The 23546-nt window shown below is 61.8% G+C and carries 26 protein-coding genes; 23 read left to right on the plus strand and 3 right to left on the minus strand.

Translation table 11 applies throughout. The features are described from left to right. Positions 1-505 precede the first annotated feature (505 nt). The 3 genes from rluC to H0I86_RS08835 are packed head-to-tail and all read left to right on the plus strand — an operon-like array spanning position 506 to position 3124. Positions 506-1462 (plus strand): 23S rRNA pseudouridine(955/2504/2580) synthase RluC, encoded by a 957-nt coding sequence (gene rluC, locus H0I86_RS08825; RefSeq protein WP_007928042.1) that lies wholly within the window; start codon positions 506-508, stop codon positions 1460-1462. After that, positions 1452-2114 carry an HAD-IA family hydrolase gene (locus tag H0I86_RS08830; protein ID WP_180924726.1) on the plus strand — a complete coding sequence of 221 codons (663 nt, stop codon included), beginning with the start codon at positions 1452-1454 and terminating at the stop codon, positions 2112-2114. Before rluC ends, H0I86_RS08830 begins: the two co-directional genes overlap by 11 nt. Before the next feature lie 20 nt (positions 2115-2134). Then, on the plus strand, positions 2135-3124 hold the full coding sequence (locus H0I86_RS08835) for a S49 family peptidase (protein WP_180924727.1): 990 nt from the start codon (positions 2135-2137) through the stop codon (positions 3122-3124). Between the two features lie 54 nt (positions 3125-3178). Here H0I86_RS08835 and H0I86_RS08840 read toward each other — a convergent pair whose 3' ends face one another. Beyond that, entirely contained in the window at positions 3179-3757 is a 579-nt protein-coding gene (locus tag H0I86_RS08840; RefSeq protein WP_180924728.1) for a Maf family protein, read from the minus strand. A gap of 105 nt (positions 3758-3862) precedes the next feature. Here H0I86_RS08840 and H0I86_RS08845 point away from each other — a divergent pair, with 105 nt between their 5' ends. From H0I86_RS08845 to H0I86_RS08900, 12 genes are all read left to right on the plus strand, one after another. Then, positions 3863-4390 carry a YceD family protein gene (locus tag H0I86_RS08845; protein WP_009047832.1) on the plus strand — a complete coding sequence of 176 codons (528 nt, stop codon included), beginning with the start codon at positions 3863-3865 and terminating at the stop codon, positions 4388-4390. A 13-nt stretch (positions 4391-4403) separates the two neighbouring features. Further along, a complete protein-coding gene (gene rpmF / locus H0I86_RS08850) occupies positions 4404-4586 on the plus strand; it encodes a 50S ribosomal protein L32 (RefSeq protein ID WP_003179396.1) in 183 nt (60 codons plus the stop codon). 3 nt (positions 4587-4589) lie between these two features. Continuing rightward, complete coding sequence (gene plsX / locus H0I86_RS08855; RefSeq protein WP_180924729.1) at positions 4590-5600, plus strand: phosphate acyltransferase PlsX; 1011 nt, start codon at positions 4590-4592, stop codon at positions 5598-5600. A gap of 126 nt (positions 5601-5726) precedes the next feature. Further along, entirely contained in the window at positions 5727-6665 is a 939-nt protein-coding gene (gene fabD / locus H0I86_RS08860) for an ACP S-malonyltransferase (protein WP_180924730.1), read from the plus strand. Between the two features lie 16 nt (positions 6666-6681). Then, entirely contained in the window at positions 6682-7422 is a 741-nt protein-coding gene (fabG, locus tag H0I86_RS08865; RefSeq protein ID WP_180924731.1) for a 3-oxoacyl-ACP reductase FabG, read from the plus strand. A gap of 197 nt (positions 7423-7619) precedes the next feature. Further along, positions 7620-7856: an acyl carrier protein gene (gene acpP, locus H0I86_RS08870; RefSeq protein ID WP_003175607.1), complete on the plus strand. Its 237-nt coding sequence runs from the start codon at positions 7620-7622 to the stop codon at positions 7854-7856. A 111-nt stretch (positions 7857-7967) separates the two neighbouring features. Continuing rightward, on the plus strand, positions 7968-9212 hold the full coding sequence (gene fabF / locus H0I86_RS08875) for a beta-ketoacyl-ACP synthase II (protein WP_180924732.1): 1245 nt from the start codon (positions 7968-7970) through the stop codon (positions 9210-9212). Continuing rightward, positions 9212-10027: an aminodeoxychorismate lyase gene (pabC, locus tag H0I86_RS08880; protein ID WP_180924733.1), complete on the plus strand. Its 816-nt coding sequence runs from the start codon at positions 9212-9214 to the stop codon at positions 10025-10027. The genes fabF and pabC overlap by 1 nt, the downstream gene beginning before the upstream one ends. A gap of 3 nt (positions 10028-10030) precedes the next feature. After that, positions 10031-11263 carry an endolytic transglycosylase MltG gene (gene mltG / locus H0I86_RS08885; protein ID WP_180924734.1) on the plus strand — a complete coding sequence of 411 codons (1233 nt, stop codon included), beginning with the start codon at positions 10031-10033 and terminating at the stop codon, positions 11261-11263. A gap of 19 nt (positions 11264-11282) precedes the next feature. Continuing rightward, the gene (gene tmk / locus H0I86_RS08890) at positions 11283-11915 is read left to right on the plus strand and encodes a dTMP kinase (RefSeq protein ID WP_053278067.1); all 633 of its coding nucleotides are present in this window, start codon (positions 11283-11285) and stop codon (positions 11913-11915) included. Beyond that, complete coding sequence (locus H0I86_RS08895) at positions 11908-12894, plus strand: DNA polymerase III subunit delta' (protein ID WP_180924735.1); 987 nt, start codon at positions 11908-11910, stop codon at positions 12892-12894. The genes tmk and H0I86_RS08895 overlap by 8 nt, the downstream gene beginning before the upstream one ends. A gap of 82 nt (positions 12895-12976) precedes the next feature. Further along, positions 12977-13762, plus strand: coding sequence for a TatD family hydrolase (locus H0I86_RS08900; RefSeq protein ID WP_180924736.1), 786 nt, complete (start codon positions 12977-12979; stop codon positions 13760-13762). 217 nt (positions 13763-13979) lie between these two features. Here H0I86_RS08900 and H0I86_RS08905 read toward each other — a convergent pair whose 3' ends face one another. Then, positions 13980-15113, minus strand: a complete 1134-nt coding sequence (locus H0I86_RS08905) for an aminotransferase class V-fold PLP-dependent enzyme (RefSeq protein ID WP_180924737.1) — start codon at positions 15111-15113, stop codon at positions 13980-13982. 78 nt (positions 15114-15191) lie between these two features. Between H0I86_RS08905 and H0I86_RS08910 the strand changes: the two genes are divergently transcribed. From H0I86_RS08910 to H0I86_RS08945, 8 genes are all read left to right on the plus strand, one after another. Continuing rightward, positions 15192-15830, plus strand: a complete 639-nt coding sequence (locus tag H0I86_RS08910) for a TetR/AcrR family transcriptional regulator (RefSeq protein WP_007928069.1) — start codon at positions 15192-15194, stop codon at positions 15828-15830. A gap of 139 nt (positions 15831-15969) precedes the next feature. After that, positions 15970-16938, plus strand: a complete 969-nt coding sequence (locus tag H0I86_RS08915; RefSeq protein WP_180924738.1) for a GTP 3',8-cyclase MoaA — start codon at positions 15970-15972, stop codon at positions 16936-16938. Positions 16939-17173: 235 nt separating this feature from the next. Continuing rightward, positions 17174-17776 carry a DUF4823 domain-containing protein gene (locus tag H0I86_RS08920; protein WP_180924739.1) on the plus strand — a complete coding sequence of 201 codons (603 nt, stop codon included), beginning with the start codon at positions 17174-17176 and terminating at the stop codon, positions 17774-17776. Between the two features lie 21 nt (positions 17777-17797). Continuing rightward, positions 17798-18361, plus strand: coding sequence for a DUF1285 domain-containing protein (locus H0I86_RS08925; RefSeq protein ID WP_180924740.1), 564 nt, complete (start codon positions 17798-17800; stop codon positions 18359-18361). A gap of 70 nt (positions 18362-18431) precedes the next feature. Continuing rightward, positions 18432-19145: a GntR family transcriptional regulator gene (locus H0I86_RS08930; protein WP_180924741.1), complete on the plus strand. Its 714-nt coding sequence runs from the start codon at positions 18432-18434 to the stop codon at positions 19143-19145. Continuing rightward, positions 19142-20140, plus strand: a complete 999-nt coding sequence (locus H0I86_RS08935) for an ADP-ribosylglycohydrolase family protein (RefSeq protein WP_180924742.1) — start codon at positions 19142-19144, stop codon at positions 20138-20140. The genes H0I86_RS08930 and H0I86_RS08935 overlap by 4 nt, the downstream gene beginning before the upstream one ends. A gap of 163 nt (positions 20141-20303) precedes the next feature. Next, the gene (locus tag H0I86_RS08940; protein ID WP_180924743.1) at positions 20304-21770 is read left to right on the plus strand and encodes a purine-cytosine permease family protein; all 1467 of its coding nucleotides are present in this window, start codon (positions 20304-20306) and stop codon (positions 21768-21770) included. Further along, positions 21763-22695: a PfkB family carbohydrate kinase gene (locus tag H0I86_RS08945; RefSeq protein ID WP_180924744.1), complete on the plus strand. Its 933-nt coding sequence runs from the start codon at positions 21763-21765 to the stop codon at positions 22693-22695. Before H0I86_RS08940 ends, H0I86_RS08945 begins: the two co-directional genes overlap by 8 nt. Positions 22696-22771: 76 nt before the next feature. Here the strand turns inward: H0I86_RS08945 and H0I86_RS08950 are convergent, their stop codons facing one another. Then, complete coding sequence (locus H0I86_RS08950) at positions 22772-23152, minus strand: termination factor Rho (RefSeq protein ID WP_180924745.1); 381 nt, start codon at positions 23150-23152, stop codon at positions 22772-22774. Between the last annotated feature and the right edge of the window lie 394 nt (positions 23153-23546).

Below are 23546 nucleotides of genomic sequence, written 5' to 3' on the forward strand. Positions count from 1 at the left end.
GCGACTGTGGACGAGATGAAGCGTCTTGATAAAGCCTAATGCTACACAGTCCGACGGTTGTGCATCTCCACCCTACACGTATCCCTGATAATTCGGGTGCTGCCGCGCGCAGAATCCGCAGCGGGTTGGCATTTACCGTGAGCTCCGAAAGGGGAGCTCACGCATCATGGCTAATTTAGGCGGTGTTTCCGAAGCGCTCGCTCGGGTTCGTTCGTAGCTGACTGCACTTTGTGAACTGGCCGTGAATATTTGCTCGAAAGGCGAGTGGAAACTCTGCTTCTCGGCGTGCTTCAGGCCTCATGTCACCTGCGCTTGTTACAACTGCAAAACTCCACCGTTCGTAGCGAAAGCCCCGTAGGACGGCCTCGCATCCTGGTGAATTGCGTTGGTCAGGGCCGGCTGTTGGCCGTTGGTCCGCTGTCCAGGCCGCTTTTGGCGGCGTTCGCGACTATAGCAGTAATCATTAAGTGCTTCAATTCCATAAAAAATTGTTATCATTTGCGCCATGACGACTACTGCCCCCTCGACCCCAGGCGTTCAACTGCTTGAGGTCTCGCCGGAATATGCCGGCCAACGAATCGACAATTTCCTCCTCGCTCGGCTCAAAGGCGTGCCCAAGACCTTGATTTACCGCATTTTGCGCAAAGGCGAAGTGCGAGTGAACAAGGGCCGGATCAAGCCCGAATACAAGCTGCAGGCGGGCGATATCGTGCGCGTGCCGCCGGTGCGCGTGCCTGAGCGCGACGAACCTGTGCCGGTGGCACAGGGGCTGTTGCAGCGCCTGGAGGCTTCGATTGTCTATGAGGACAAAGCCCTGATCGTGATCAACAAGCCCGCCGGCATCGCCGTGCATGGCGGCAGCGGTCTGAATTTCGGGGTGATCGAAGCCTTTCGTCAGTTGCGCCCGGACGCCAAGGAACTGGAACTGGTCCACCGCCTCGACCGCGATACTTCCGGTCTGCTGATGATCGCCAAGAAGCGCAGCATGCTGCGTCATTTGCATGAAGCCTTGCGTGGCGATGGTGTCGACAAGCGCTACATGGCGTTGGTGCGCGGCAATTGGGCGACCTCGATCAAGCAGGTTCGCGCGCCGCTGCTCAAGAGCAACCTGCGTTCCGGCGAGCGCATGGTCGAAGTGAACGAGGAGGGCAAGGAGGCCTTGACCGTGTTCAAGGTGCTGCGCCGCTTCGGTGACTTCGCCACTATGGTCGAAGCCAAGCCGGTAACCGGCCGTACTCACCAGATCCGTGTGCATACCCTGCATGCCGGGCATTGCATTGCCGGCGACAGCAAGTACGGCGATGACGATTTCACCAAGGAAATTCGTGACCTGGGCGGTAAGCGCCTGTTTTTGCATGCCTACATGCTGACCGTGCCGTTGCCCGATGGCGGCGAGCTGAAATTGCAGGCGCCGGTGGATGAAATGTGGGCCAAGACTGTGGAGCGCCTGAGTGCACCCTGATTACAAGCTGCTGATCTTCGACTGGGACGGCACCCTGGCTGACTCTATTGGTCGGATAGTCGAGGCGATGCATGTGGCCTCCGATCGCTCGGGGTTTGCCCGGTGCGACGATTTTGCGGTCAAGGGCATCATCGGCCTGGGGTTGCCGGAGGCGATCCGCACGCTGTATCCGCACATCAGCGATGCTGAGCTGGTGGATTTCCGCCAGCACTATGCCGATCACTACATTGCCCTCGAGGCTGAGCCTTCTCCGTTGTTTGCCGGGGTAGTGCAGTCTCTCGAAGCTTTTCGGCGCGAGGGATATCATCTGGCGGTAGCGACCGGCAAGGCGCGTCGTGGTCTGGACCGGGTGTTGAAGGCCCATGGCTGGGAAGATTATTTCGACATCACTCGTGCTGCCGACGAAACCGCGAGCAAGCCTCATCCGCTGATGCTCGAGCAGATCCTGGTGCACTGTGAGGTGCGCCCCGAGCAGGCGTTGATGGTCGGGGATTCATCCTTCGACCTGCTGATGGCGCGTAACGCGGGCATGGCATCGGTTGCGGTCAGTTATGGCGCGCAATCGCTGGAAGCCTTGCAGGCTTATGAGCCGCGCCTGTCTATCGATAGTTTTCCTCAGTTGCATGTCTGGCTCAGCCAGCGGGGCAATTGAGTCTTTTGGGGTAAAGAAGCATGAGTGACGAATGGAAAGCGCCGAGCAAATCGGCTGCCGACAGTGCTGACGACAAGAGCTGGAAGCTGCTGGAAAAGACCCTGCTGGCCGGTGTGCAGGAGCAGCGGCGTTCGCGGCGCTGGGGGATTTTCTTCAAGCTCCTGACCTTTGTTTATCTGCTTGTGGCCCTGGTGCTGTTTACGCCGTTGATGGATATGGAAAAAACCGCCACCCGCGGGGCCGGTTACACGGCATTGATTGAGGTGACGGGCATGATCGCGGACAAGGAGTCGGCGAGTGCCGACAATATCGTGACCGGCCTGCGTGCGGCTTTCGAGGATGCAAAGGTCAAGGGCGTTGTGTTGCGTATCAACAGTCCTGGCGGCAGTCCGGTGCAGGCGGGTTATGTCTATGACGAAATCCGTCGTCTGCGCAGCCTGCATCCGGATATCAAGGTGTATGCGGTGATTTCCGATCTGGGGGCTTCCGGTGCCTACTATATTGCCAGCGCTGCCGATCAGATCTATGCCGACAAGGCGAGCCTGGTGGGCTCCATCGGTGTCACGGCAGCCGGTTATGGCTTCGTCGGCACCATGGAGAAGCTGGGTGTGGAGCGTCGTACCTACACCTCGGGTGAGCATAAGTCGTTCCTTGACCCGTTCCAGCCACAGAAGCCCGAGGAAACCCAGTTCTGGCAGGGTGTGCTGGATACCACTCATCGCCAGTTCATCGCCAGCGTCAAGCAGGGGCGTGGCGAGCGTCTCAAGGACAAGGATCATCCGGAGCTGTTCTCCGGTCTGGTCTGGTCCGGTGAGCAGGCGCTGCAGTTGGGCTTGATCGATGGTTTGGGTAGTGCCAGCTCGGTTGCCCGGGATGTGGTCGGCGAGAAGGAGTTGGTGGATTTCACCGTCCAGGAGTCGCCTTTCGACCGCTTCTCGAAAAAGCTGGGTGCCAGTGTTGCCGAGCATCTGGCCATGTGGATGGGTTTTCAGGGGCCGGCGCTGCGTTGATTGCGCTGTTTTAGAAAGAGCCGGCCCTATGGCCGGCTTTTTTAGTACGGGCGGTCAGGGGATTTCCACACCTTCGGCGAGCAGCATGTCTACCAGGCGGATCAGTGGCAGGCCGATCAGGCTGCTGGCGTCGCTGCCCTCGGTGCTGCGGAACAGGCTGATGCCCAGGCCCTCGGCCTTGAAGCTGCCGGCGCAGTCATAGGGCTGTTCGGCGTGCAGGTAGCGTTCGATGCGGGTGGGGCTCAGCTCGCGCATATGCACGGTGAAGGGAATGCAGTCGACCTGACAGTGGCCGCTCTTGCTGTTGAGCAGGGCCAGGCCGGTGAGGAAGGTCACGCTGGCACCACTGGCGGCGAGCAGCTGTTCGCGCGCCTTTTCGAAAGAGTGGGGTTTGCCAATGATGCGCTCGTCGAGCACCGCGACTTGGTCCGAGCCAATGATCAGGTGCCCGGGATGGGTGGTGGCCAGCGCTCGGGCTTTCTCTTCGGCGAGACGCTTGACCAGGTCGGTGGCGGACTCCCCGGGGCGGTGGCTTTCGTCGATATCCGGTGAGCTGCAGGTGAATGGCAGGCGCAGGCGGGTGAGCAATTCGCGACGGTAGGCCGAGCTTGAGGCAAGTAATAAAGGCAGCATGCACATCTCCTGAGACTGGCCGCGAATTCTAGCGAGGCTTGCAAGTGACGGACAGGGCTGAATTTCCTTTGACATGGCCGGGGGCATCCCTATAATGCTGCGCCTATGTTGAATGACCCGATTCCACCTCACGTTGACCCGCGCAAATTGGCTGACCGTGGCACCACCCTCCAAGGTGAACTGCTGCTGGCTGATTTGGAGAGACTCTGCGACCCGCTTTCCGACAATGTCGGTACGGTGCAGGCTAAATTCGTTTTCGAGCGTGACGAGCGTAAAGCTGTAGTTATCCACAGCTCCATCGACGTCGAAGTCAAAATGGTTTGCCAGCGTTGTCTTGAGCTGGTCACCCTGCCGATCCATAGCGAGTGCAGTTATGCTGTGGTGAAGGAGGGTGCGAATACCCAGTCGTTGCCGAAAGGTTATGACGTGCTGGAACTGGGCGAAGATCCTTTGGATCTGCAGGCTTTGATCGAGGAGGAGCTTTTGCTCGCCTTGCCCATCGTGCCTGCTCATCATCCGGAAGAATGCCAGCAGCCGGCGGGTCTCGATGAGCCCGAACCGAGCGAGGACGAGGTAACGCGGTCCAACCCGTTCAGTGTATTGGCGCAGTTAAAGCGTGACCCAAACGTTTAGGAGTTAATCAATTATGGCTGTTCAGCAGAACAAAAAATCCCGCTCTGCCCGTGACATGCGTCGTTCGCACGACGCTCTCGAGGCTAGCACCCTGTCCGTAGAAAAGACCACTGGTGAAGTTCACTTGCGTCACCACGTATCGCCAGAAGGCGTATACCGTGGTCGTAAAGTGATCGACAAGGGCGCTGACGAGTAATCCTTGTCCGCTCAAGTCATCGCGATTGACGCAATGGGCGGGGACTTCGGTCCCCGCAGCATTGTTCAGGCCAGCCTTGCTTGCCTGTCTGCCACCCCCTCGCTGCACCTGGCCCTCGTCGGTCAACCTTTCCTTCTAGAAGAACTGATATCCGGTCATTCGGCTGTGGATCGCGCGCGCCTGACGGTTGTGCCCGCCGCAGAAGTCATTGGCATGGATGAAAAGCCTTCCCAGGCTCTGCGTGGCAAGCCGGATTCCTCCATGCGGGTGGCGCTTGAGTTGCTGCGTGACGGCAAAGTCCAGGCCTGTGTCAGTGCTGGCAATACCGGTGCGCTGATGGCGTTGTCGCGTTATGTGCTGAAAACCCTTCCGGGCATCGATCGTCCGGCGATGGTGGCGGCCATTCCGACCCAGCGCGGTTATTGTCAACTGCTGGATCTGGGGGCCAATGTCGATTGCAGCGCCGAGCACCTGTTCCAGTTCGCTGTTATGGGGTCGGTGGCGGCTGAGACGCTGGGAATCGTTCGTCCGCGAGTGGCATTGCTCAACATCGGCACCGAAGACATCAAGGGCAACCAACAGGTCAAGCTGGCAGCGAGCCTGTTGCAGAATGCCAGGGGGCTGAATTACATCGGTTTCGTCGAGGGTGACGGGTTGTATCGCGGCGAGGCGGATGTAGTGGTATGCGACGGTTTTGTCGGCAATATCCTGCTCAAGTCCAGCGAGGGGTTGGCGACCATGATTGCTGCGCGTATTGAATCGCTGTTCAAGCAAAGTGTGGTTTCCCGTGTGGTCGGCGCCCTGGCGTTGCCGCTGATGCGGCGTCTGCAGGCTGATCTGGCGCCGGCGCGGCATAATGGTGCGAGCTTTCTCGGCTTGCAGGGAATAGTCGTGAAAAGCCACGGTTCGGCAGGGGTTCAAGGCTTCCAGAGTGCGATTCAACGGGCGTTGATCGAGATCCAGGAAAACCTCCCGGAGCGCCTGCGCGGCCGGCTGGAAGATCTGTTGCTTTAGGCGTTTGCACTCGGAAATGCTTAAATGTGACCGCTCAGTTCAATTGGCCATCCAACTCTCAGTTTCTTGCGTCCACCACGGTGGGGCGTCAATTCTCCGACGACAAGATCATTAGGGGCTTGTTACATGTCTGCATCCCTCGCATTCGTCTTTCCAGGACAGGGCTCGCAGTCCCTCGGCATGTTGGCCGAGTTGGGCGCGCAGTACCCGTTGATCCTCGAAACCTTCAAAGAAGCTTCCGATGCTCTGGGCTACGATCTCTGGGCCTTGACCCAAGAAGGTCCCGAAGAGCTGCTCAATCAAACCGATAAAACCCAACCGGCCATTCTGGCCGCCTCCATCGCCCTGTGGCGGCTGTGGCTGGCGGAAGGCGGTGCGTGCCCGGCATTCGTCGCCGGACACAGTCTGGGTGAATACAGCGCACTGGTTGCCGCTGGCAGCCTGACTCTGGGCGAGGCCGTGAAGCTGGTAGAGCGTCGCGGTCAATTGATGCAAGAAGCCGTTCCTGCGGGGCAGGGCGGCATGGCGGCGATTCTCGGCCTGGAAGATGCCGATGTGCTGGCCGCTTGTGCCGAAGCCGCACAAGGTGAAGTGGTCAGCGCGGTCAACTTTAACTCCCCGGGCCAGGTAGTGATCGCCGGTGCCAAGGCCGCTGTCGAGCGCGCCATCGAGGGTTGCAAGGCGCGTGGCGCCAAGCGCGCCATGCCATTGCCGGTCAGCGTGCCATCGCACTGTGAGCTGATGCGTCCGGCCGCCGAGCGCTTCGCCGAGTCGATTGCCGCCATCAACTGGCAGGCACCACAGATTCCATTGGTACAGAACGTCAGCGCTGATGTGGCGCCGGATCTCGAAACCCTCAAGCGCGACCTGCTGGAGCAGCTGTACAAGCCGGTGCGTTGGGTGGAGTCGGTGCAGACCCTGGCCGCCAAGGGTGCTACCCAGCTGGTCGAGTGCGGTCCGGGCAAGGTCCTGGCGGGTCTCAACAAGCGCTGCGCCGAAGGCGTATCGACCTCTAACCTGAACACCCCAGACGCCTTCGCTGCCGCTCGCGCAGCGTTGGTCTGAATTAGGAGAAGCCTGCATGAGTCTGCAAGGTAAAGTTGCATTGGTTACCGGCGCCAGCCGCGGTATTGGCCAGGCCATCGCGCTTGAACTGGGTCGCCTGGGCGCGATCGTTGTGGGTACCGCAACTTCCGCTTCGGGTGCCGAGGGTATTGCTGCCACCTTGAAGGAAAACGGCATTCAAGGCACCGGCCTTGAGCTCAACGTCACCAGCGACGAGTCCGTTGCTGCCGTGCTGGCCAGCATCCAGGAGCAGTTCGGCGCGCCGGCGATCCTGGTGAACAACGCCGGCATTACCCGTGACAACCTGATGATGCGCATGAAAGACGACGAGTGGTACGACGTGATCGATACCAACCTGAACAGTCTGTATCGCCTGTCCAAGGGCGTTCTGCGCGGCATGACCAAGGCTCGCTGGGGTCGAATCATCAGTATTGGTTCGGTGGTGGGTGCCATGGGCAACGCTGGCCAAGTAAACTACGCCACCGCCAAGGCTGGTCTGGAAGGTTTCAGCCGTGCTCTGGCGCGTGAGGTTGGCTCGCGGTCGATTACCGTGAACTCGGTAACTCCGGGTTTCATCGATACCGACATGACCCGCGAATTGCCTGAAGCGCAGCGTGAAGCGCTGCAAACCCAAATTCCGCTGGGTCGTCTGGGGCAGGCTCAAGAGATCGCGCAAGTGGTCGCTTTTCTTGCATCCGACGGTGCGGCATACGTGACCGGGGCTACAATCCCGGTGAACGGCGGGATGTACATGTGAGTTAAATGTGACGGATTGCTTCAAAAAAATGTCATACGAGCTGTCTAAAATCCGTTATAAAGCTGCAATCAATTTATAGGGCAGATGGCCAAAGGGTTTGAGGAGTGAAGCTTTCAGTTGAAAAGCTGAAAAGCCTTTCTATACACTTACCCACTGGCCAGCTGCCTGAATTTGTCCATTAGGAGTGAAAACAAGGTATGAGCACCATCGAAGAGCGCGTCAAGAAAATCGTTGCTGAGCAACTGGGCGTTAAGGAAGAAGAAGTTGTTAACACCGCTTCCTTCGTTGAAGACCTGGGTGCCGACTCCCTTGACACCGTTGAGCTGGTGATGGCTCTGGAAGAGGAATTCGAGACCGAAATCCCTGACGAAGAAGCTGAAAAAATCACTACCGTTCAAGCAGCTATCGACTACGTTACCAGCCACCAGGCTTAATCGTATTTAGTCGTCTTTTGCTGTCATGGAAAAACCGCACTGCCGTAACGGCGTGCGGTTTTTTCTTTAGGCCTGATGCAAAGTGTCGTCATTAGAAAAAAGGAGAGTGCTGTGTCGCGTAGACGCGTCGTAGTCACCGGTATGGGTATGTTGTCGCCACTGGGTACGGATGTTCCGAGCAGTTGGCAGGGCATTCTGGCTGGCCGCAGTGGCATTGGTCTGATCGAACACACCGACCTTTCTGCCTATTCCACCCGTTTTGGCGGCTCGGTAAAGGGCTTCAATGTCGAGGAATACCTGTCGGTCAAAGAGGCCCGCAAGCTCGACCTGTTCATTCAATACGGCTTGGCGGCCGGTTTTCAGGCAGTGCGTAATGCCGGCCTGGAAGTGACCGATGCCAACCGTGAACGAATCGGCGTTGCCATGGGGTCGGGTATTGGCGGTTTGACCAATATCGAAGAAACCAGCCGCACGCTGCATGAGTCCGGCCCGCGTCGAATTTCTCCGTTCTTCGTGCCTGGCTCGATCATCAATATGATTTCCGGGTTCCTGTCCATCCATCTGGGTGCCCAGGGGCCGAACTACGCCATTTCCACGGCCTGTACCACCGGTACCCACTGCATTGGCATGGCGGCCCGCAACATTGCCTTTGGCGAAGCCGACGTGATGATCGCCGGTGGCGCTGAAATGGCCGCTTGCGGCCTGGGAATGGGCGGCTTTGGCGCATCCCGCGCGCTGTCGACCCGCAACGACGAGCCGACCCGTGCCAGCCGTCCTTGGGACAAAGGCCGTGATGGCTTCGTGCTGTCCGACGGTGCTGGCGCGCTGGTGCTCGAAGAGCTGGAGCACGCCAAGGCCCGTGGCGCCACCATCTATGCCGAACTGATCGGTTTTGGCATGAGCGGCGACGCCTACCATATGACTTCGCCACCCGCCGATGGCACCGGTGCGGCGCGCTGCATCGCCAATGCGCTGCGTGACGCCAAGCTGAACGTCGAGCAGGTGCAGTACATCAATGCCCACGGTACCTCGACCTCTGCCGGTGACCTGGCTGAAGCCGAGGCGATCAAGAGCGTGTTCGGCGATCATGCCTACAAGCTGGCGGTCAGCTCCACCAAGTCCATGACCGGCCACCTGCTGGGTGCGGCGGGGGCGATCGAGGCTATCTTCAGCGTGCTGGCGATCAACAGCCAGGCGGCGCCGCCGACCATCAACCTGGATGAGCCGGACGAAGGTTGCGACCTGGATTTCGTCGCGCACACCGCACGCAACATGGACATCGACGTGGTGCTATCCAACTCCTTCGGGTTCGGCGGTACCAACGGCTCCCTGGTGTTCCGCAGGTTCGCCGGCTGATGGACAGCTGGGTCGACGGTCAGCCGGCTGACGTTCTGTCGCTCAAGGACCGCGGTCTGGCTTATGGCGATGGTCTGTTCGAGACCATCGCCGTGAAAGCGGGCCAGCCCTTGTTGCTGGAGCGACACCTGCTGCGCCTGGCCGAGGGCTGTTCGCGTCTGGCCATCGCTGTCGATCACGCCTTGATCCGCAGCGAACTCACCGCCTACGCCTCGCTGTTGGGGGAGGGCGTGCTCAAGCTGATCCTCACCCGTGGCGACAGCCAGCGCGGTTATACCGCTGACCCGCGGGCGCAGCCTCGACGTATCCTCCAGGGCAATGCGCCAGCGGCTTACCCGGCAGCGCATGCCGAGCAGGGGATTCGACTGTTCCCTTGTTCCACCCGCCTGTCCGAGCAGCCCCTGCTTGCCGGCCTCAAGCACCTCAACCGACTGGAGCAGGTCCTCGCCCGTTCCGAGTGGCAGAACAGTGAGCACGCCGAAGGCTTGATGCTCGACCTTTCCGGACGGGTGATCGAGGGGGTATTCAGCAATCTGTTCCTGGTGCGCGACGGTGCCTTGTTCACGGCCGATTTGAGCCGTTGCGGGGTCGCCGGAGTGATGCGCGCTGAAATATTGTTTCAGGCCGCGTCGTTGGGGATCCCCACGGAAATCGCCGATATCAGTCTCGAACAGTTGCAACAGGCCGACGAAGTCTTTGTCTGCAACAGCGTTTATGGCATTTGGCCGGTGCTTGCCTGTGGCGCGCTGTGCTGGTCGGCCGGACCGCTCACCCGTAAACTGCAACGCATTGCCCGCACGCTACTGGATGCCTGATTTGTGAGACGTAAACTATTGCTTCTGCTGGAGACCGGACTGGTTCTGGCAGGTCTGGCGCTGGGCGCCTCGGCCTGGAAGTTGAATTCGGCGCTGGAGCAGCCTCTCAACCTGACCCAAGAGCAATTGCTCGACGTGCCGGCCGGTTCGACGCCAGGCGGTACCTTCAACCGTATGGAAGCCAATGGCGTTCTCAAGGACGCGTTCTGGCTGCGCCTGTATTGGCGCTTCAACATGGAAGGGCAGCCGCTGCACAGCGGCGAATACCGCATGACTCCGGGGATGACCGCGCAAGGCCTGATCGGGGTCTGGCAGCGCGGTGAAGTGGTGCAGTACAGCCTGACCCTGGTGGAGGGCTGGACCTTTCGCCAGGTGCGCGCCGCGCTGGCCAGGCATGACAAGCTCGAGCAGACCCTGAATGGGTTGAGCGACAGCGAAGTCATGGAAAAGCTCGGCCACGGCGGGGTTTTCCCCGAGGGCCGGTTCTTTCCCGATACCTACCGTTTCGTGCGTGGGATGACCGATGTCGAACTGCTGGAAAAGGCCTACAACCGCCTGGACGAGGTGCTGGCCAAGGAATGGAACAAGCGCTCGGCCGATGTGCCGTACACCGAGCCTTATCAGGCGCTGATCATGGCCTCGCTGGTGGAGAAGGAAACCGGCGTGCCTCAGGAGCGTGGGCAGATCGCCGGGGTGTTCGTGCGCCGCATGCAGGTTGGCATGTTGCTGCAAACCGATCCGACGGTGATCTATGGTCTGGGCGAGCGTTACAACGGTAAATTGACCCGCGCTCTGCTGAAGGAAGCGACGCCCTACAACACCTATGTGATCAGTGGCTTGCCACCGACCCCGATCTCCATGGTCGGTCGCGAAGCGATTCATGCCGCGCTCAACCCGGTGCCGGGCAGCAGTCTGTATTTCGTGGCGCGTGGCGATGGCAGCCACGTGTTCTCCGACGATCTGGAGGCGCACAACAATGCCGTGCGTGAGTTCCAGCTCAAGCGTCGCGCCGATTATCGTTCCAGCCCGGCACCGGCGGGCAGCCCGGCAGCTTCCGAGACTCCGGAGTCGGCTCCGGCGGCGTCACCCGATACGGCGCCCGAGGCGGTTCCGCAGGTGGTGCCTCAGGAGCCCGTTGAGGAACCCTCTCAGGAGGCTCCCGGGATGAGCCCGGAAGCACCGCCGCAAGCACCGGTCGAAACTCCCGTCGAACCCGAGCCGAAAAGCCCGCAATGACTTTGATTAAGGACTGCCTGTGACTGGCTTGTTTATTACTCTGGAAGGCCCGGAAGGCGCGGGTAAAAGCACCAACCGCGAATACCTGGCCGAGCGCCTGCGCGCCGCCGGCATCGAGGTCTTGCTGACCCGCGAGCCGGGCGGCACGCCTTTGGCCGAGCGGATCCGTGAGGTGCTGCTGACCCCTGGCGACGAGGTCATGAATCCCGATACCGAGCTGTTGCTGGTGTTCGCCGCGCGCGCCCAGCATCTGGCCGAGGTGATTCGCCCGGCATTGGCGCGTGGCGCGGTGGTGTTGTGCGACCGTTTTACCGATTCCACCTACGCCTATCAGGGTGGTGGTCGTGGCTTGTCCGTCGAGCGCATCGCGACCCTGGAGCAGTTTGTCCAGGGTGAGCTGCGGCCCGATCTGACCCTGGTGTTCGACCTGCCGGTCGAGGTGGGGCTGGCCCGCGCCAGCGCCCGTGGTCGCCTGGATCGTTTCGAACTGGAAGGGCGGGTGTTCTTCGACGCGGTACGCCAGGCGTACCTGAAGCGTGCGGCGGCCGATCCGGCGCGTTACCTGTTGGTGGATGCTTCGCAACCGCTGTCCCAGGTCCAGCAGGCGCTGGACGCCCTGTTGCCGAAATTGCTGGAGTTGCACCGTGGCTGAGGCCTTTCCCTGGCAGGACGAGCTCTGGCAGCAACTGGCAGGCCGTGCACAGCATGCCCATGCCTATCTGCTCCATGGTCCGGCGGGCATCGGCAAGCGTGCGCTGGCCGAGCGTCTGATGGCGCGCCTGCTGTGCCAGCACCCGGCGGGGCTGGATGCTTGCGGGCAATGCAAGTCGTGTTTGCTGCTGCAGGCCGGCAGCCACCCGGACAACTACGTGCTGGAGCCGGAAGAAGCGGACAAGGCGATCAAGGTCGACCAGGTGCGCGAACTGGTCAGCTTCGTGGTGCAGACCGCGCAGCTGGGGGGGCGCAAGGTGGTGCTGATCGAACCGGTGGAGTCGATGAACATCAACGCTTCCAACGCGCTGCTGAAAAGCCTCGAAGAGCCGTCCGGCGATACGGTGTTGCTGCTGGTCAGCCACCAGCCGAGCCGTTTGTTGCCGACCATCAAAAGTCGCTGCGTGCAGCAGGCCTGTCCTCTGCCCAGTGAGGCCATGAGCCTGCAATGGCTGAGCAAGGCCCTGTCGGACTGCTCGGAAGAGGAGCGGGTCGAGCTGCTGACCCTGGCGGCCGGTTCGCCCCTGGCGGCTGTCAGCCTGCAAGCCCAGGGCGCGCGCGAGCAGCGGGCGCAGGTGGTCGAAGGGGTGAAGAAGTTGCTCAAGCAGCAACAATCGCCGACCCAACTGGCCGAAGGCTGGAATGCGATACCCTTGTTGCTGCTGTTCGATTGGTTTTGCGACTGGTCGAGCCTGATCCTGCGTTATCAGCTGACGCAGGACGAGGAGGGGCTGGGATTGGCCGATATGCGCAAAGTGGTGCAGTACCTCGCGCAGAAATCCTCTCAGGCCAAGGTTCTGGAGATCCAGGGCTGGATCCTTGCGCAGCGCCAGAAGGTGTTGAACAAGGCCAACCTCAATCGGGTGCTGTTGCTCGAAGCCTTGCTGGTGCAGTGGGCCGCACTGCCTGGCCGCAACTGACGGCGGCGCCTGGAAACAAACCGAATCGCCGGCTGCTGCTCGGGCCGGCCTGTTCATTGACCGAATGTGGTTGTCGCTTCTTATGCTTGTAGATTCCCATTGTCACCTCGATCGCCTCGACCTCGCCGCGCACGACGGCTCCCTTGACGCCGCCCTGGACGCGGCTCGTCAGCGCGGTGTCGGGCATTTCCTGTGTATTGGCGTCAGTGCCGACAATGCGGCCGACGTCAAAGCCCTGGCCGAGCGGTATGGCGATGTCGACTGCTCGGTGGGTGTCCATCCCCTGGATGTCCAGCCCGGCGCCGCGCCAGCCCTCGACTGGTTGCTGCAGGAACTGAACCATCCGCGGGTGGTGGCCATCGGCGAGACCGGCCTGGATTACCACTACGAACCGGAAGCCGCGCAGTTGCAGCAGGAGTCCTTCCGCCTGCACCTGCAAGCCGCCCAGCAGACCGGCAAGCCGGTGATCGTCCATACCCGTGGCGCGCGCGCCGATACCCTGACTCTGCTGCGCGAAGCGGCGTTGCCGCAAGCCGGGGTCCTGCACTGTTTCACCGAAGACTGGGACATGGCCAAGGCCGCGCTGGACCTGGGTTTCTACATTTCCCTGTCCGGGATCGTCACCTTCCGCAATGCCGATGCGCTGCGGGACGTGGCGCGCCAGGTGCCGGCCGATCGTTTGCTGGTGGAAACCGATTCGCCGTACCTGGCGCCGATTCCTTATCGCGGCAAGCCCAACCTGCCGCAGTACGTACGTGAAGTCGCCGAGTTCCTGGCCATGTTGCGGGGGGAGCCCTACGAGCGTTTTGCCGAGCAGACCACCGAGAACTTCAAGCGTCTGTTCCCGCTGGCGCACGTCAAGGGCTGAATCGCAGGCAAAAAAAACCCGGGTTCTGGGGGGGGAATCCGGGTTAAGACCATTAGGAGTAAAACAAAGGCACGCCATCCCTTGGTACCTTCATCGGCGCTTCACTTGGGGGAGATGTCACGCCGACATTTCAAGTATTGATCACTATTGAATTCAGTCCAGTTGGCCTTGCTCGTTTTTTAAACAAATTTGGAATACGCGCGCTTCGCTTGAGTTCTCATTGCCGGGCGATGTCAGCCACAATGGCGAGAGTTTCGTCGATCACGCGCTTTTCGGTATAGAAATGCGGTGAAAATCTGACTCCGGGGCCACGAGGGATACACGCCACCTGCTGCTGTTGCAGCGCCTCATAAACCACCTGATTATCGATGCCATCGATACTGAACGAAAAAATTCCGCCGCGTCGGGCAGGGTTGAGCGGGGTGTGCAGGCGTACGCCGGGGATAGCATTCAAGCCGTCCTGAAGCCACTGGACCCGTTCGGCGATCAAGGTCGCCACGTGCTCCATGCCCACTTCTTCCAATAACGACAGGCTGGCTTCCAGGGCCATGGCGCCGAGCATGTTCGGGCTGCCGCATTCGAAGCGCCGGGCACTCTTGGCCGGCTCCCATTCGCTGCGGCTGTAATCGCCCATGTGTTCCAGCATGTGCCAGCCGAACTCATGGAGCTTGAGCTGCACGCGCAGCTCGCTGCGGCAATAGAACACGCCGAGGCCTTCAGGCCCGAGCATCCATTTGTGGCCGTCGGCCATGGCGAAGTCGCATTGATAGGCCTGGACATCGAAGGGTTGGGCGCCCAGTTGCTGGATGGCGTCGATGCAGAACAGCACGTTCTGTTGTTTGCAGCCGGCGCCCAGGCGTTGCAGGTCCAGGCGCAGGCCACTGGCGAACTGCACCGCGCTGATCGCCATCAGCCGGGTGCGCGGCCCGCAGGCGGCCAGCAGCGCGCCTTCCGGGTCGTCGCCCTTGAGGCTGACCTGAAGCACTTCCACGCCCTGGCTGGCCAGGGCTTCCCAGACGATACGGTTGGAGGGGAATTCTTCGTCGCTGATGACGATCTGGTCGCCTTTTTCCCAGGACAGGCCAAAAGCGACGAATGACAGCGCTTCCGAAGTATTTTTGACCAGCGCGATATCATCCGTTGACGGTGCATTTAGCAGGCGCATCAGGCGTTCGCGCAGGCGTTGTTCAAGGGCCATCCAGTCCGGATAGTCCCGCGCACCCAGCAAGACGTTCTCTTTGGCGAAGCGCGCCACGGCTTCGGCGGCCCGATTCGGCCAGGGGGCGACAGCTGCGTGATTCAAATAACGCAGGCCCGGGGCCTGTACAAATTCATCAAGAAACATAGTCATGGTCGGATGATCCGTGCATTTTGGCGCAATTTAGGCATAATACGCGGCTTCGATTTTGACCCCGACAGACCTTTTCTTATGCAGAAAGAACCTCGTAAGGTCCGTGAGTTTCGTCGCCGCGAGCAAGAAATTCTCGATACCGCGCTCAAGCTGTTCCTCGATCAAGGTGAAGACAGCGTCACCGTCGAGATGATCGCTGATGCCGTTGGTATCGGCAAAGGGACCATCTACAAGCACTTCAAGTCCAAGGCGGAGATCTATCTGCGCCTGATGCTCGATTATGAGCGCGACCTGAACGAGCTGCTGCACTCTGCCGATGTCGACAAGGATAAGGAAGCCCTGTCCCGGGCCTACTTCGAATTCCGCATGCGCGATCCACAGCGTTACCGGCTGTTCGATCGCCTGGAAGAGAAGGTGGTCAAGGGCAACCAGGTGCCGGAAATGGTCGAGGAGTTGCACAAGATCCGTGCTTCCAACTTCGAACGCCTGACCTTGTTGATCAAGGGCCGCATCAGCGAAGGCAAGCTCGAAGACGTGCCGCCTTACTTCCACTACTGCGCGGCCTGGGCGCTGGTGCACGGCGCGGTGGCGCTGTACCACTCGCCGTTCTGGAGCAACGTGCTGGAAGACCAGGAAGGCTTCTTCCAGTTCCTGATGGACATCGGCGTGCGCATGGGCAACAAGCGCAAGCGCGACCCCGATAGCTCCGGCAGCTGATTCATTCAGTCGCCTTATGGCGCCATGATTTCTCTATATGGCGCAGTGTCCCAGGAATATACTCAGGCATGGGACTTGCAAAAACCTGATTTTTGAGTCAGGTTTTGGCCGGTTCACTCTTCCTCCGCCGGAGTCATCCATGATCGTTGACCGTCAAGGCAGGCGTTTTCGCAATCTGCGTATCAGCCTGACTTCTGCCTGCAACTATGCCTGTACCTACTGCGTGCCCAACGGCAAGCGGCTGGTGGCTGCCCAGGACGAGTTGTCGGCCGAGGCCATGGCGCGCGGCGTGGCCTACCTGATCGAGGCGGCAGGCATCGAGCGCCTGCGGATCACCGGCGGCGAGCCCCTGGTCAGCCCGAAACTCGAAGCCTTTATGGGCGCGGTGGGGCAAATGGGCTTGGAAGACATCAGCCTGACCACTAACGGCCAATTGCTCGCACGCAAGCTGCCGCTGCTGGTGGATGCCGGTATCCGGCGCATCAACGTTTCCCTCGACACCCTGGACGCCTCGGCTTTTCGCGGCATCGCGCGTGGCGGCGACCTGGCAACCGTGCTTGACGGCGTGGACCAGGCTCGCGCGGCGGGCATGAAAATCAAGGTCAACATGGTGCCGCTGCGCGGGCAGAACCTGGACCAGGTGATGCCGCTGCTCGACTACTGCCTGGAGCGTGGTTATGAACTGCGCTTTATCGAGCTGATGCGCATGGGCCACCTGGCCAGTGATTCCAATGCCTTCCTGCAGCAGTTCGTCAGCCTGCAACAGTTGCTGAGCCTGATCGGTGAACGCTACGAATACCTGCAGGCCGATGCCCCGGTGGATGCCACGGCCGTGCGTTATGAAATTCCGGGGCTGGGCCACTTCGGCGTAATTGCCAACGAAAGCGTGCCGTTCTGCCGGACCTGCTCGCGCCTGCGGTTGTCGTCCACCGGCTGGCTGCACGGTTGCCTGTCGTCGAGCAACCGGCATTATGTCGGCGACCTGCTGGACAAGCCGCGCCATCAAGCCTTGCCGGCCTTGCAGCGCCTGCTGGTCAAGGCCTTGGGCGACAAGCAGGATGTGGCGTTCTCCGGTGGGGCGACGGTGATGAAAATCATCGGCGGCTAAACCCCATCTCCCTGATCCCCGTCCTCTGTAGCCGCTGCCGCAGGCTGCGATCGAGGGCGCAGTCCTCGCCAATCCAGACGACCCATTTCTCTCCAGCCAATAGCCTTCACCGGGTTTGTGGCTGCTGCGCAGCCATTCGCAGCCTGCGGCAGCGGCTGCAGGCACCTGAGCTGGCGCGGAAGCTGCATCTCGTGGCCATTCGCCGGTTTTCCGTCACCGGCTTCTGGAGGGAAGGATGCGTAGCCTGGTTTTGCTGCTGGCTTTTTTGGGGCTCGGCGGCTGCATGAATGTCAGCGATATGGGTGAGGGTGTTCGCTATCACATGGGCGATGCGGGTTTCCTCGATCACAGTAATACCCAGCGCTCCAACTCGTTCCGCGTTCAACCGGACTCGTTCATTTTCATCGCCCAGGGCGCCTTTGCGCCGCCGGGCAGCGCCTACCCGCGCCCCAACGTGGTGGCCGAGGAAGCCTTCAAGGGCTTTATCGAATACTTCCCCATGGTTCGCCGCGCCCGGGCGCCGGAAGGCCTGGACCAGGCCATGGCCGAGGCCCGTGAGGTGGGTGCGCATTACCTGCTGTACACCCGTTTCGCCAAGGCCGACGACCGTATCGGCAACTCCGATGAATGGTTCGACCAGCAAGCCGTGGATCGTCTGGGGATCGACAACGGCGTGATTCAGATCATGCTGATCGAGACCAGTACCCAGTATCTGATCGACACCGCGCGGATTCGCAGTCGTGGCGGTTTACTGACGTTCCACGACAACAAGCCGGAAGACCTGCTTGGCCCGCCGCTCGAACAATACGCCCGCAGCCTGTTAGGCTTGAGCGATTAAGCCAAGCACGAGGAAAGCAGCATGAGTGGTCCGGGCAAAGCCAACGATCTGTTGGCGCAGATTCCCAAGGCGGAGAAGGGCTTGCCGCCGGTCCACCTGTGGAATCCCGACTTCTGCGGCGATATCGACATGCGTATCGCCCGCGACGGCACCTGGTACTACCTGGGTACCCCCATTGGCCGCAAACCCATGGTCAAGCTGTTCTCCACCATCATTCGCCGCGATGGCGACGACTATTTCCTGATCACCCCGGTGGAAAAGGTCGGCATCAAGGTCGATGACGCGCCTTTTGTTGCCGTCACCCTGGAGGTCGAAGGCGAGGGCGAGGAGCTGGTCCTGCGCTTTACCACCAATGTCGACGAGCAGGTCAGCGCTGGCAGCGAACACCCGCTGCGGGTGGTGATCGACCCGCAGACCCAGGAGCCGGCGCCTTACATTCACGTGCGCAGCAACCTGGAAGCACTGGTGCACCGCAACGTGTTCTACCAATTGGTGGAGCTGGCGGTGAGCCGTCCGATCGACGGTCAGAACTGGCTGGGCGTCTGGAGCGGCGGGGTGTTCTTCCCGATCGGCCTGGAGCCCTGAGCTCCGAAATACCTTGTTTCCCGAATAAATATCTTGCGACGAAGATCCCGTTTCGGGTATCAATTTGTACATGATTAGACATGTTCGATTTGACAAGAAAAAACGCGTGGTCGATGAGCTGATCCGACGCATCGAAAGCGGCCTCATGGAGGACGGTTTCCTGCTGCCGGGCGAGCATCAGTTGGCCCAGGAATTCTCGGTGAGTCGTGGCACCCTGCGTGAGGCCCTGGCCGAACTCAAACGCCGCAACTACATCGCCACCCAGAGCGGGGTCGGCTCCATCGTCACCTTTGACGGAGTGGTGCTGGACCAGCAAAACGGCTGGGCCCAGGCCCTGGCGGACAGCGGGGCGCTGATCAACACCGAGGTGCTGCGCCTGGAAGCGGTGCAGCGTCCGGACCTGCTCAGCCGCTTCGGCACCGACCAGTTCATCGCCCTGGACCGGCGCCGGCGCTCTACCGACGGCACCGTGGTTTCCCTTGAACGTTCCCTGATGCCCGCCACCGGAGCCCTGGAAAGCCTGCCGCGAGTAGGGCTGATCGATGATTCCCTGACCATTACCCTGGCCGCCTACGGCTACATCGGCGAGCGTGGCGATCAATGGATCGGCGCCGAGCCACTGGGTGAAGAAGAGGCACGACTGCTGGGACGTCCGGCCGGCAGTGTGTTTCTCAAGGCCCTGCGGACCACCTATGACCGCCGCGGGCGTTTCATGGAACAGGTGGAAAGTTTTCTCGACCCGCTGCACTTTCGCCTGCACCTGGAATTCGGAGCGCAGAAATGATCCCGCTGGATCGCGCTCTGGGCGCCTTTTACGGGTTGGCCCTGGGTGATGCCCTGGGCATGCCGACCCAATCCTTGAGCCGGCAGCAGATCAAGCAGGGTTTCGGTGCCATCCACAGCCTGGAAGACGCCGGTCCCGATCAACCGATTGCCGCCAACATGCCCAAGGGCTCGATCACCGACGACACCGAGCAGGCGATCCTGGTCGGCGACCTGCTGGTCGCGGGCAAGGGCCGGATCGAACCGGCGGCGCTGGCCCACAGCCTGATCGAGTGGGAAGCGGCGATGCAGGCCAAGGGCTCCCAGGACCTGCTGGGCCCTTCGACCAAACGCGCGATCGAGATGATCCTCGCCGGGCATACCGCGGAAGAGGCCGGGCGTTACGGCACCACCAACGGCGCGGCGATGCGCATCACCCCGGTGGGTATCGCGGCGAATGTCGACGATGCCCAGGGCTTTATCCGCGCGGTGGTAGAGGCCTGCCAGGTCACCCATAACACCACGCTGGGCATCTCCAGCGCGGCGGCGGTGGCGGCGGTGGTATCCGCCGGGATCAATGGCGTGCCGCTGGGCGACGCCTTGCAGATCGGCGTGCAGATCGCCCAGGAGGCGGAGCGGCATGGCCACTGGGTGGCCGGCGGCCGTATCGCTACGCGCATCAGTTGGGCGCGCACCCTCAGTGTCGAAAGCGACAAGGCGCTGCTGGCCGATCTGCTGTACGACCTGATCGGTACTTCCGTCGCTTCCCAGGAATCGGTGGTGGTCTCCTTCGCCCTGGCGCATCAGGTGGCCATCGGTGAGTTGCAAGCGTTCGAGGCGCTGTGCATGGCCGCCAGCCTGGGGGGCGACACCGATACCATTGCCGCGATCCTCGGCGCGATGCTCGGTGCCTGCCAGGGGATGGAGTGCTGGCCGGCCGCCTTGATCGAGCAGATCAAGCAGGTCAACGACCTGGATCTCGAACCGCTGGTGCAGGGGCTGCTGGCCTTGCGTTAAGGGCCGCGAGGCTGCATGACCAAGGCTCCCACCCCCTGTGCGCGAGCCGTCGTCGCTGAGGCCTATTTGCCATGGATAGCAGGAATACGGCGAGGAATGCCGGGACGTCTGATCGACTTCCGAAATTGCCGACAATCACAACAAAGGCAACAGGAGTGTTTTCATGAGTGCATCGAACCCCGGGCAAAGTGCCGGGCAGCTGGAAACCCGCGGCATCGAGCCGGTGCCGGAAGGCGAGTGCAACGGCCATCCGCTGCAACTGTTCTGGGTCTGGTTCGCCGCCAACATCAGCATCCTCGGCTTGCCGCTGGGCGCGACCCTGGTGGCTTTTCGCGGCCTGTCGATCGGGCAGGCGATCATCGTCGCCATCCTCGGCGCCGCCGGTTCGTTCGCGGTGGTGGGGATCATCTCCATTGCCGGGCGTCGTGGGCGGGCGCCGAGCCTGACGCTGTCGCGGGCGATCTTTGGCGTGCGCGGCAATATCGGCCCGACCCTGGTGTCGCTGATGTCGCGCCTGGGCTGGGAAACCGTCAACACCACCACCGCCGCCTTCGTCCTGCTGTCGCTGTGTTCGATCCTGTTCGGCTCGCCAGTGGAGGCCAAAAGCGCGCCACTGCTGACCCTGCTGTTCATCGGCATTTTCGTGCTGCTGACCCTGGCCGTCTCCGGCCTCGGCCACGCGACCCTCTTGGTAATCCAGAAGTGGGCCACCTATGTGTTCGGCGCGCTGAACCTGCTGGTGGGTGGCTTCCTCTGCGCCACCATCGACTGGAGCGCGGTGTTCAACGCCACCCCGGCGCCGTTGAGCGCGATGATCATCGGCGTCGGCACCATGGCCGCGGGCACCGGTATCGGTTGGGCCAATGCCGGCGCCGACATGTCGCGGTATCAGCACCGCAGCGTCAAGGCCGCGCGCCTGGTGGCGTCGGCGGCCTTCGGCGCCGGCATTCCGCTGGTGCTGTTGATTACCCTGGGCGGCCTGCTGTCGGTGGGCAACGACGACCTGGCCTCGGCCACCGATCCGATCGTGGCGATTCGCGACATGCTGCCGACCTGGATGGCGGTGCCGTACCTGATCACCGCTTTCGGCGGCCTGCTGCTGTCGAACAACCTGTCGGTGTACTCGGCCGGCCTGACCACCCTGACCCTGGGGCTCAAAGTCAAGCGGGTGTATGCGGTGGTGGTGGACATCGTGGCGATCTTCGCCGGCTCCATCTACTTCATGCTGATCGCCGAGAGCTTCTACGGGCCGTTCATTACCTTCATTTCGCTGCTGGCGGTGCCCATCACCGCCTGGGTCGGGATCTTCGTGGTCGACCTGATCCACCGTCACTACTACAGCCCCAAGGACCTGCTGGACGTCACCCCGAGCAGCGCCTACTGGTATCGCGGCGGGGTCGAATGGCGGGCCTTCGGCGCCTGGGCGCTGGCCATAGTGCTGGGTTTCAGCTTCACCACCATCGGCACCACGGCCGAGAACGTCTGGTTCGCCGGGCCGCTGGCCGATTCCTGGCTGGGCCATAACGGCCTGGGCTGGATCGTCACCTTCCTGGTGGCCGGCGGCGTGTATGCCGTGCTGGGCGGGGCCAGGGACCGCCGCGCTGCCTTTGTCGAGAATGCCAATGCCTAGAATGCTGCACACCGGCCAGGTCATGGTCGACCTGGTGATGTCCGTGGACCGCCTGCCGAGCTCCGGCGGCGACGTGCTGGCGCAGTCCGCCAGCTTCGAGGCCGGCGGCGGCTTCAACGTGATGGCTGCCGCCCAGCGTAATGGCCTGCCGGTGCTGTACCTGGGGCGACACGGCAACGGTCGCTTCGGGGATCTGGCACGGGAGGCGATGCGCGCCGAGGGCATCCAGATCGCTCTCGAGGCCAGCCGTACCGAGGACACCGGCCTGTGCGTGGCGCTGACCGAAGCCACGGCCGAACGCAGCTTCATTTCCTACATCGGGGCGGAAGGCCAGCTGTCGGCCCAGGACCTGGCCGGTGTCGCGGTGCAGGCCGACGACTTTGTCTATGTCAGCGGCTACAGCCTGCTGCATGTGGGCAAGGCCGAGGCCTTGCTGGACTGGCTGCTGGCCTTGCCACAGGCGATCCGGCTGGTGTTCGATCCGGGCCCGCTGGTGGATTCGCCGGACTCCGCGGCCATGCGCCGGCTGCTGCCGCGTATCGATCTCTGGACCAGCAACAGCGTCGAGGCCTTGCGTTTCACCGGGACCACGACCATCGCCGCAGCCCTGCGACGTTTGCATGAGGGGCTGCCGCGGGAGGTGTTGCTGGTGGTCAGGGACGGGCCGCAGGGCTGCTGGGTCAGCCAGCATGGCCACAGCGCCCATGTGCCGGGCTTCAAGGTCCAGGCGGTGGACAGCAATGGCGCTGGCGATGCCCATGCCGGAGTTTTCGTCGCGGCCCTGGCGCAGGGGCTGGAGCCGTTGCAGGCGGCGCGCCGTGCCAACGCCGCGGCGGCCCTGGCGGTGACCCGCTGGGGGCCGGCCACCGCGCCGGGCGCGGCGGAGGTGGATGCGCTGGTCAACGGGGATAACGTCCGAGCCTAGGTGTTTACCGACTGAACGAGAGCGATCGCGAGCAAGCTCATTCCCGCTGGGAGTGGGCCTGCTCGCGATCCACGGTTTATCCCGCCTTGCGCAATGCGTCGATCAATTGCTGCTTGCTCATGGTCGAGCGGCCGCGGATATTCTTCACCCGGGCTTCCTTCAGCAGGCTGTCTTTCGTCTGGGTACTCAGCGAGGCCTGGCTGTTACGGGCGTGCCCCTCACGGCTGGCGGCGGCACGCTTGGCCGAGGAGTGGCGTGCGGCGGCCTTTTCCGAGGCCGGTGTGCGTTGCCCGGAGCCGCCAGCCCGTTCCCCTCCACCGGACTGCTTGTTCACCGTGGCCCAGGCGCGCGCTTCGGCCTCGTCCTTGGGCACGCCCTTGGCTTCGTAGCCGGCTTCGATATGCGCGGCCTTGCGCTTCTGTTCGGCGGTGTATTTGGCTTTGCTTCCACGAGGCATGAGGGCTCTCCTTTGGCAATGGATACCTGAAGTTGGGGCGGGGAAAGGGCCGATAAGTGCCCGGGAATCGACGAATGGGGCTCTCGACACCGGTGCCCGAGGGGTGTGATCGCGATCACAGAAGCACGGCATTTCGCACAAAAGCGGCAGGCAGGACGGCCCGAGGTTTGCCAGGGCGGAGGAAGTCTCGCACAATGCCTGCCCCGGAAATGGATGCGTCTGACGAGTTGTCGGGCCTTTTCGCGAGATTCTCATGGATGATTCTTACGCCCCAGATCAGGGGCGGCTGATCGACACAGTACGCCCGCTATCAATCCCCTGTTGCGCAAATCCAACCCCGTCACCGGTCTGCCGCTGCCGTGCGGTGTGGTCGTGGCCTGTTTTTAAAGGAATG

Source organism: Pseudomonas chlororaphis subsp. aurantiaca (genome assembly GCF_013466605.1).
Classification (GTDB): domain Bacteria; phylum Pseudomonadota; class Gammaproteobacteria; order Pseudomonadales; family Pseudomonadaceae; genus Aquipseudomonas; species Aquipseudomonas chlororaphis_I.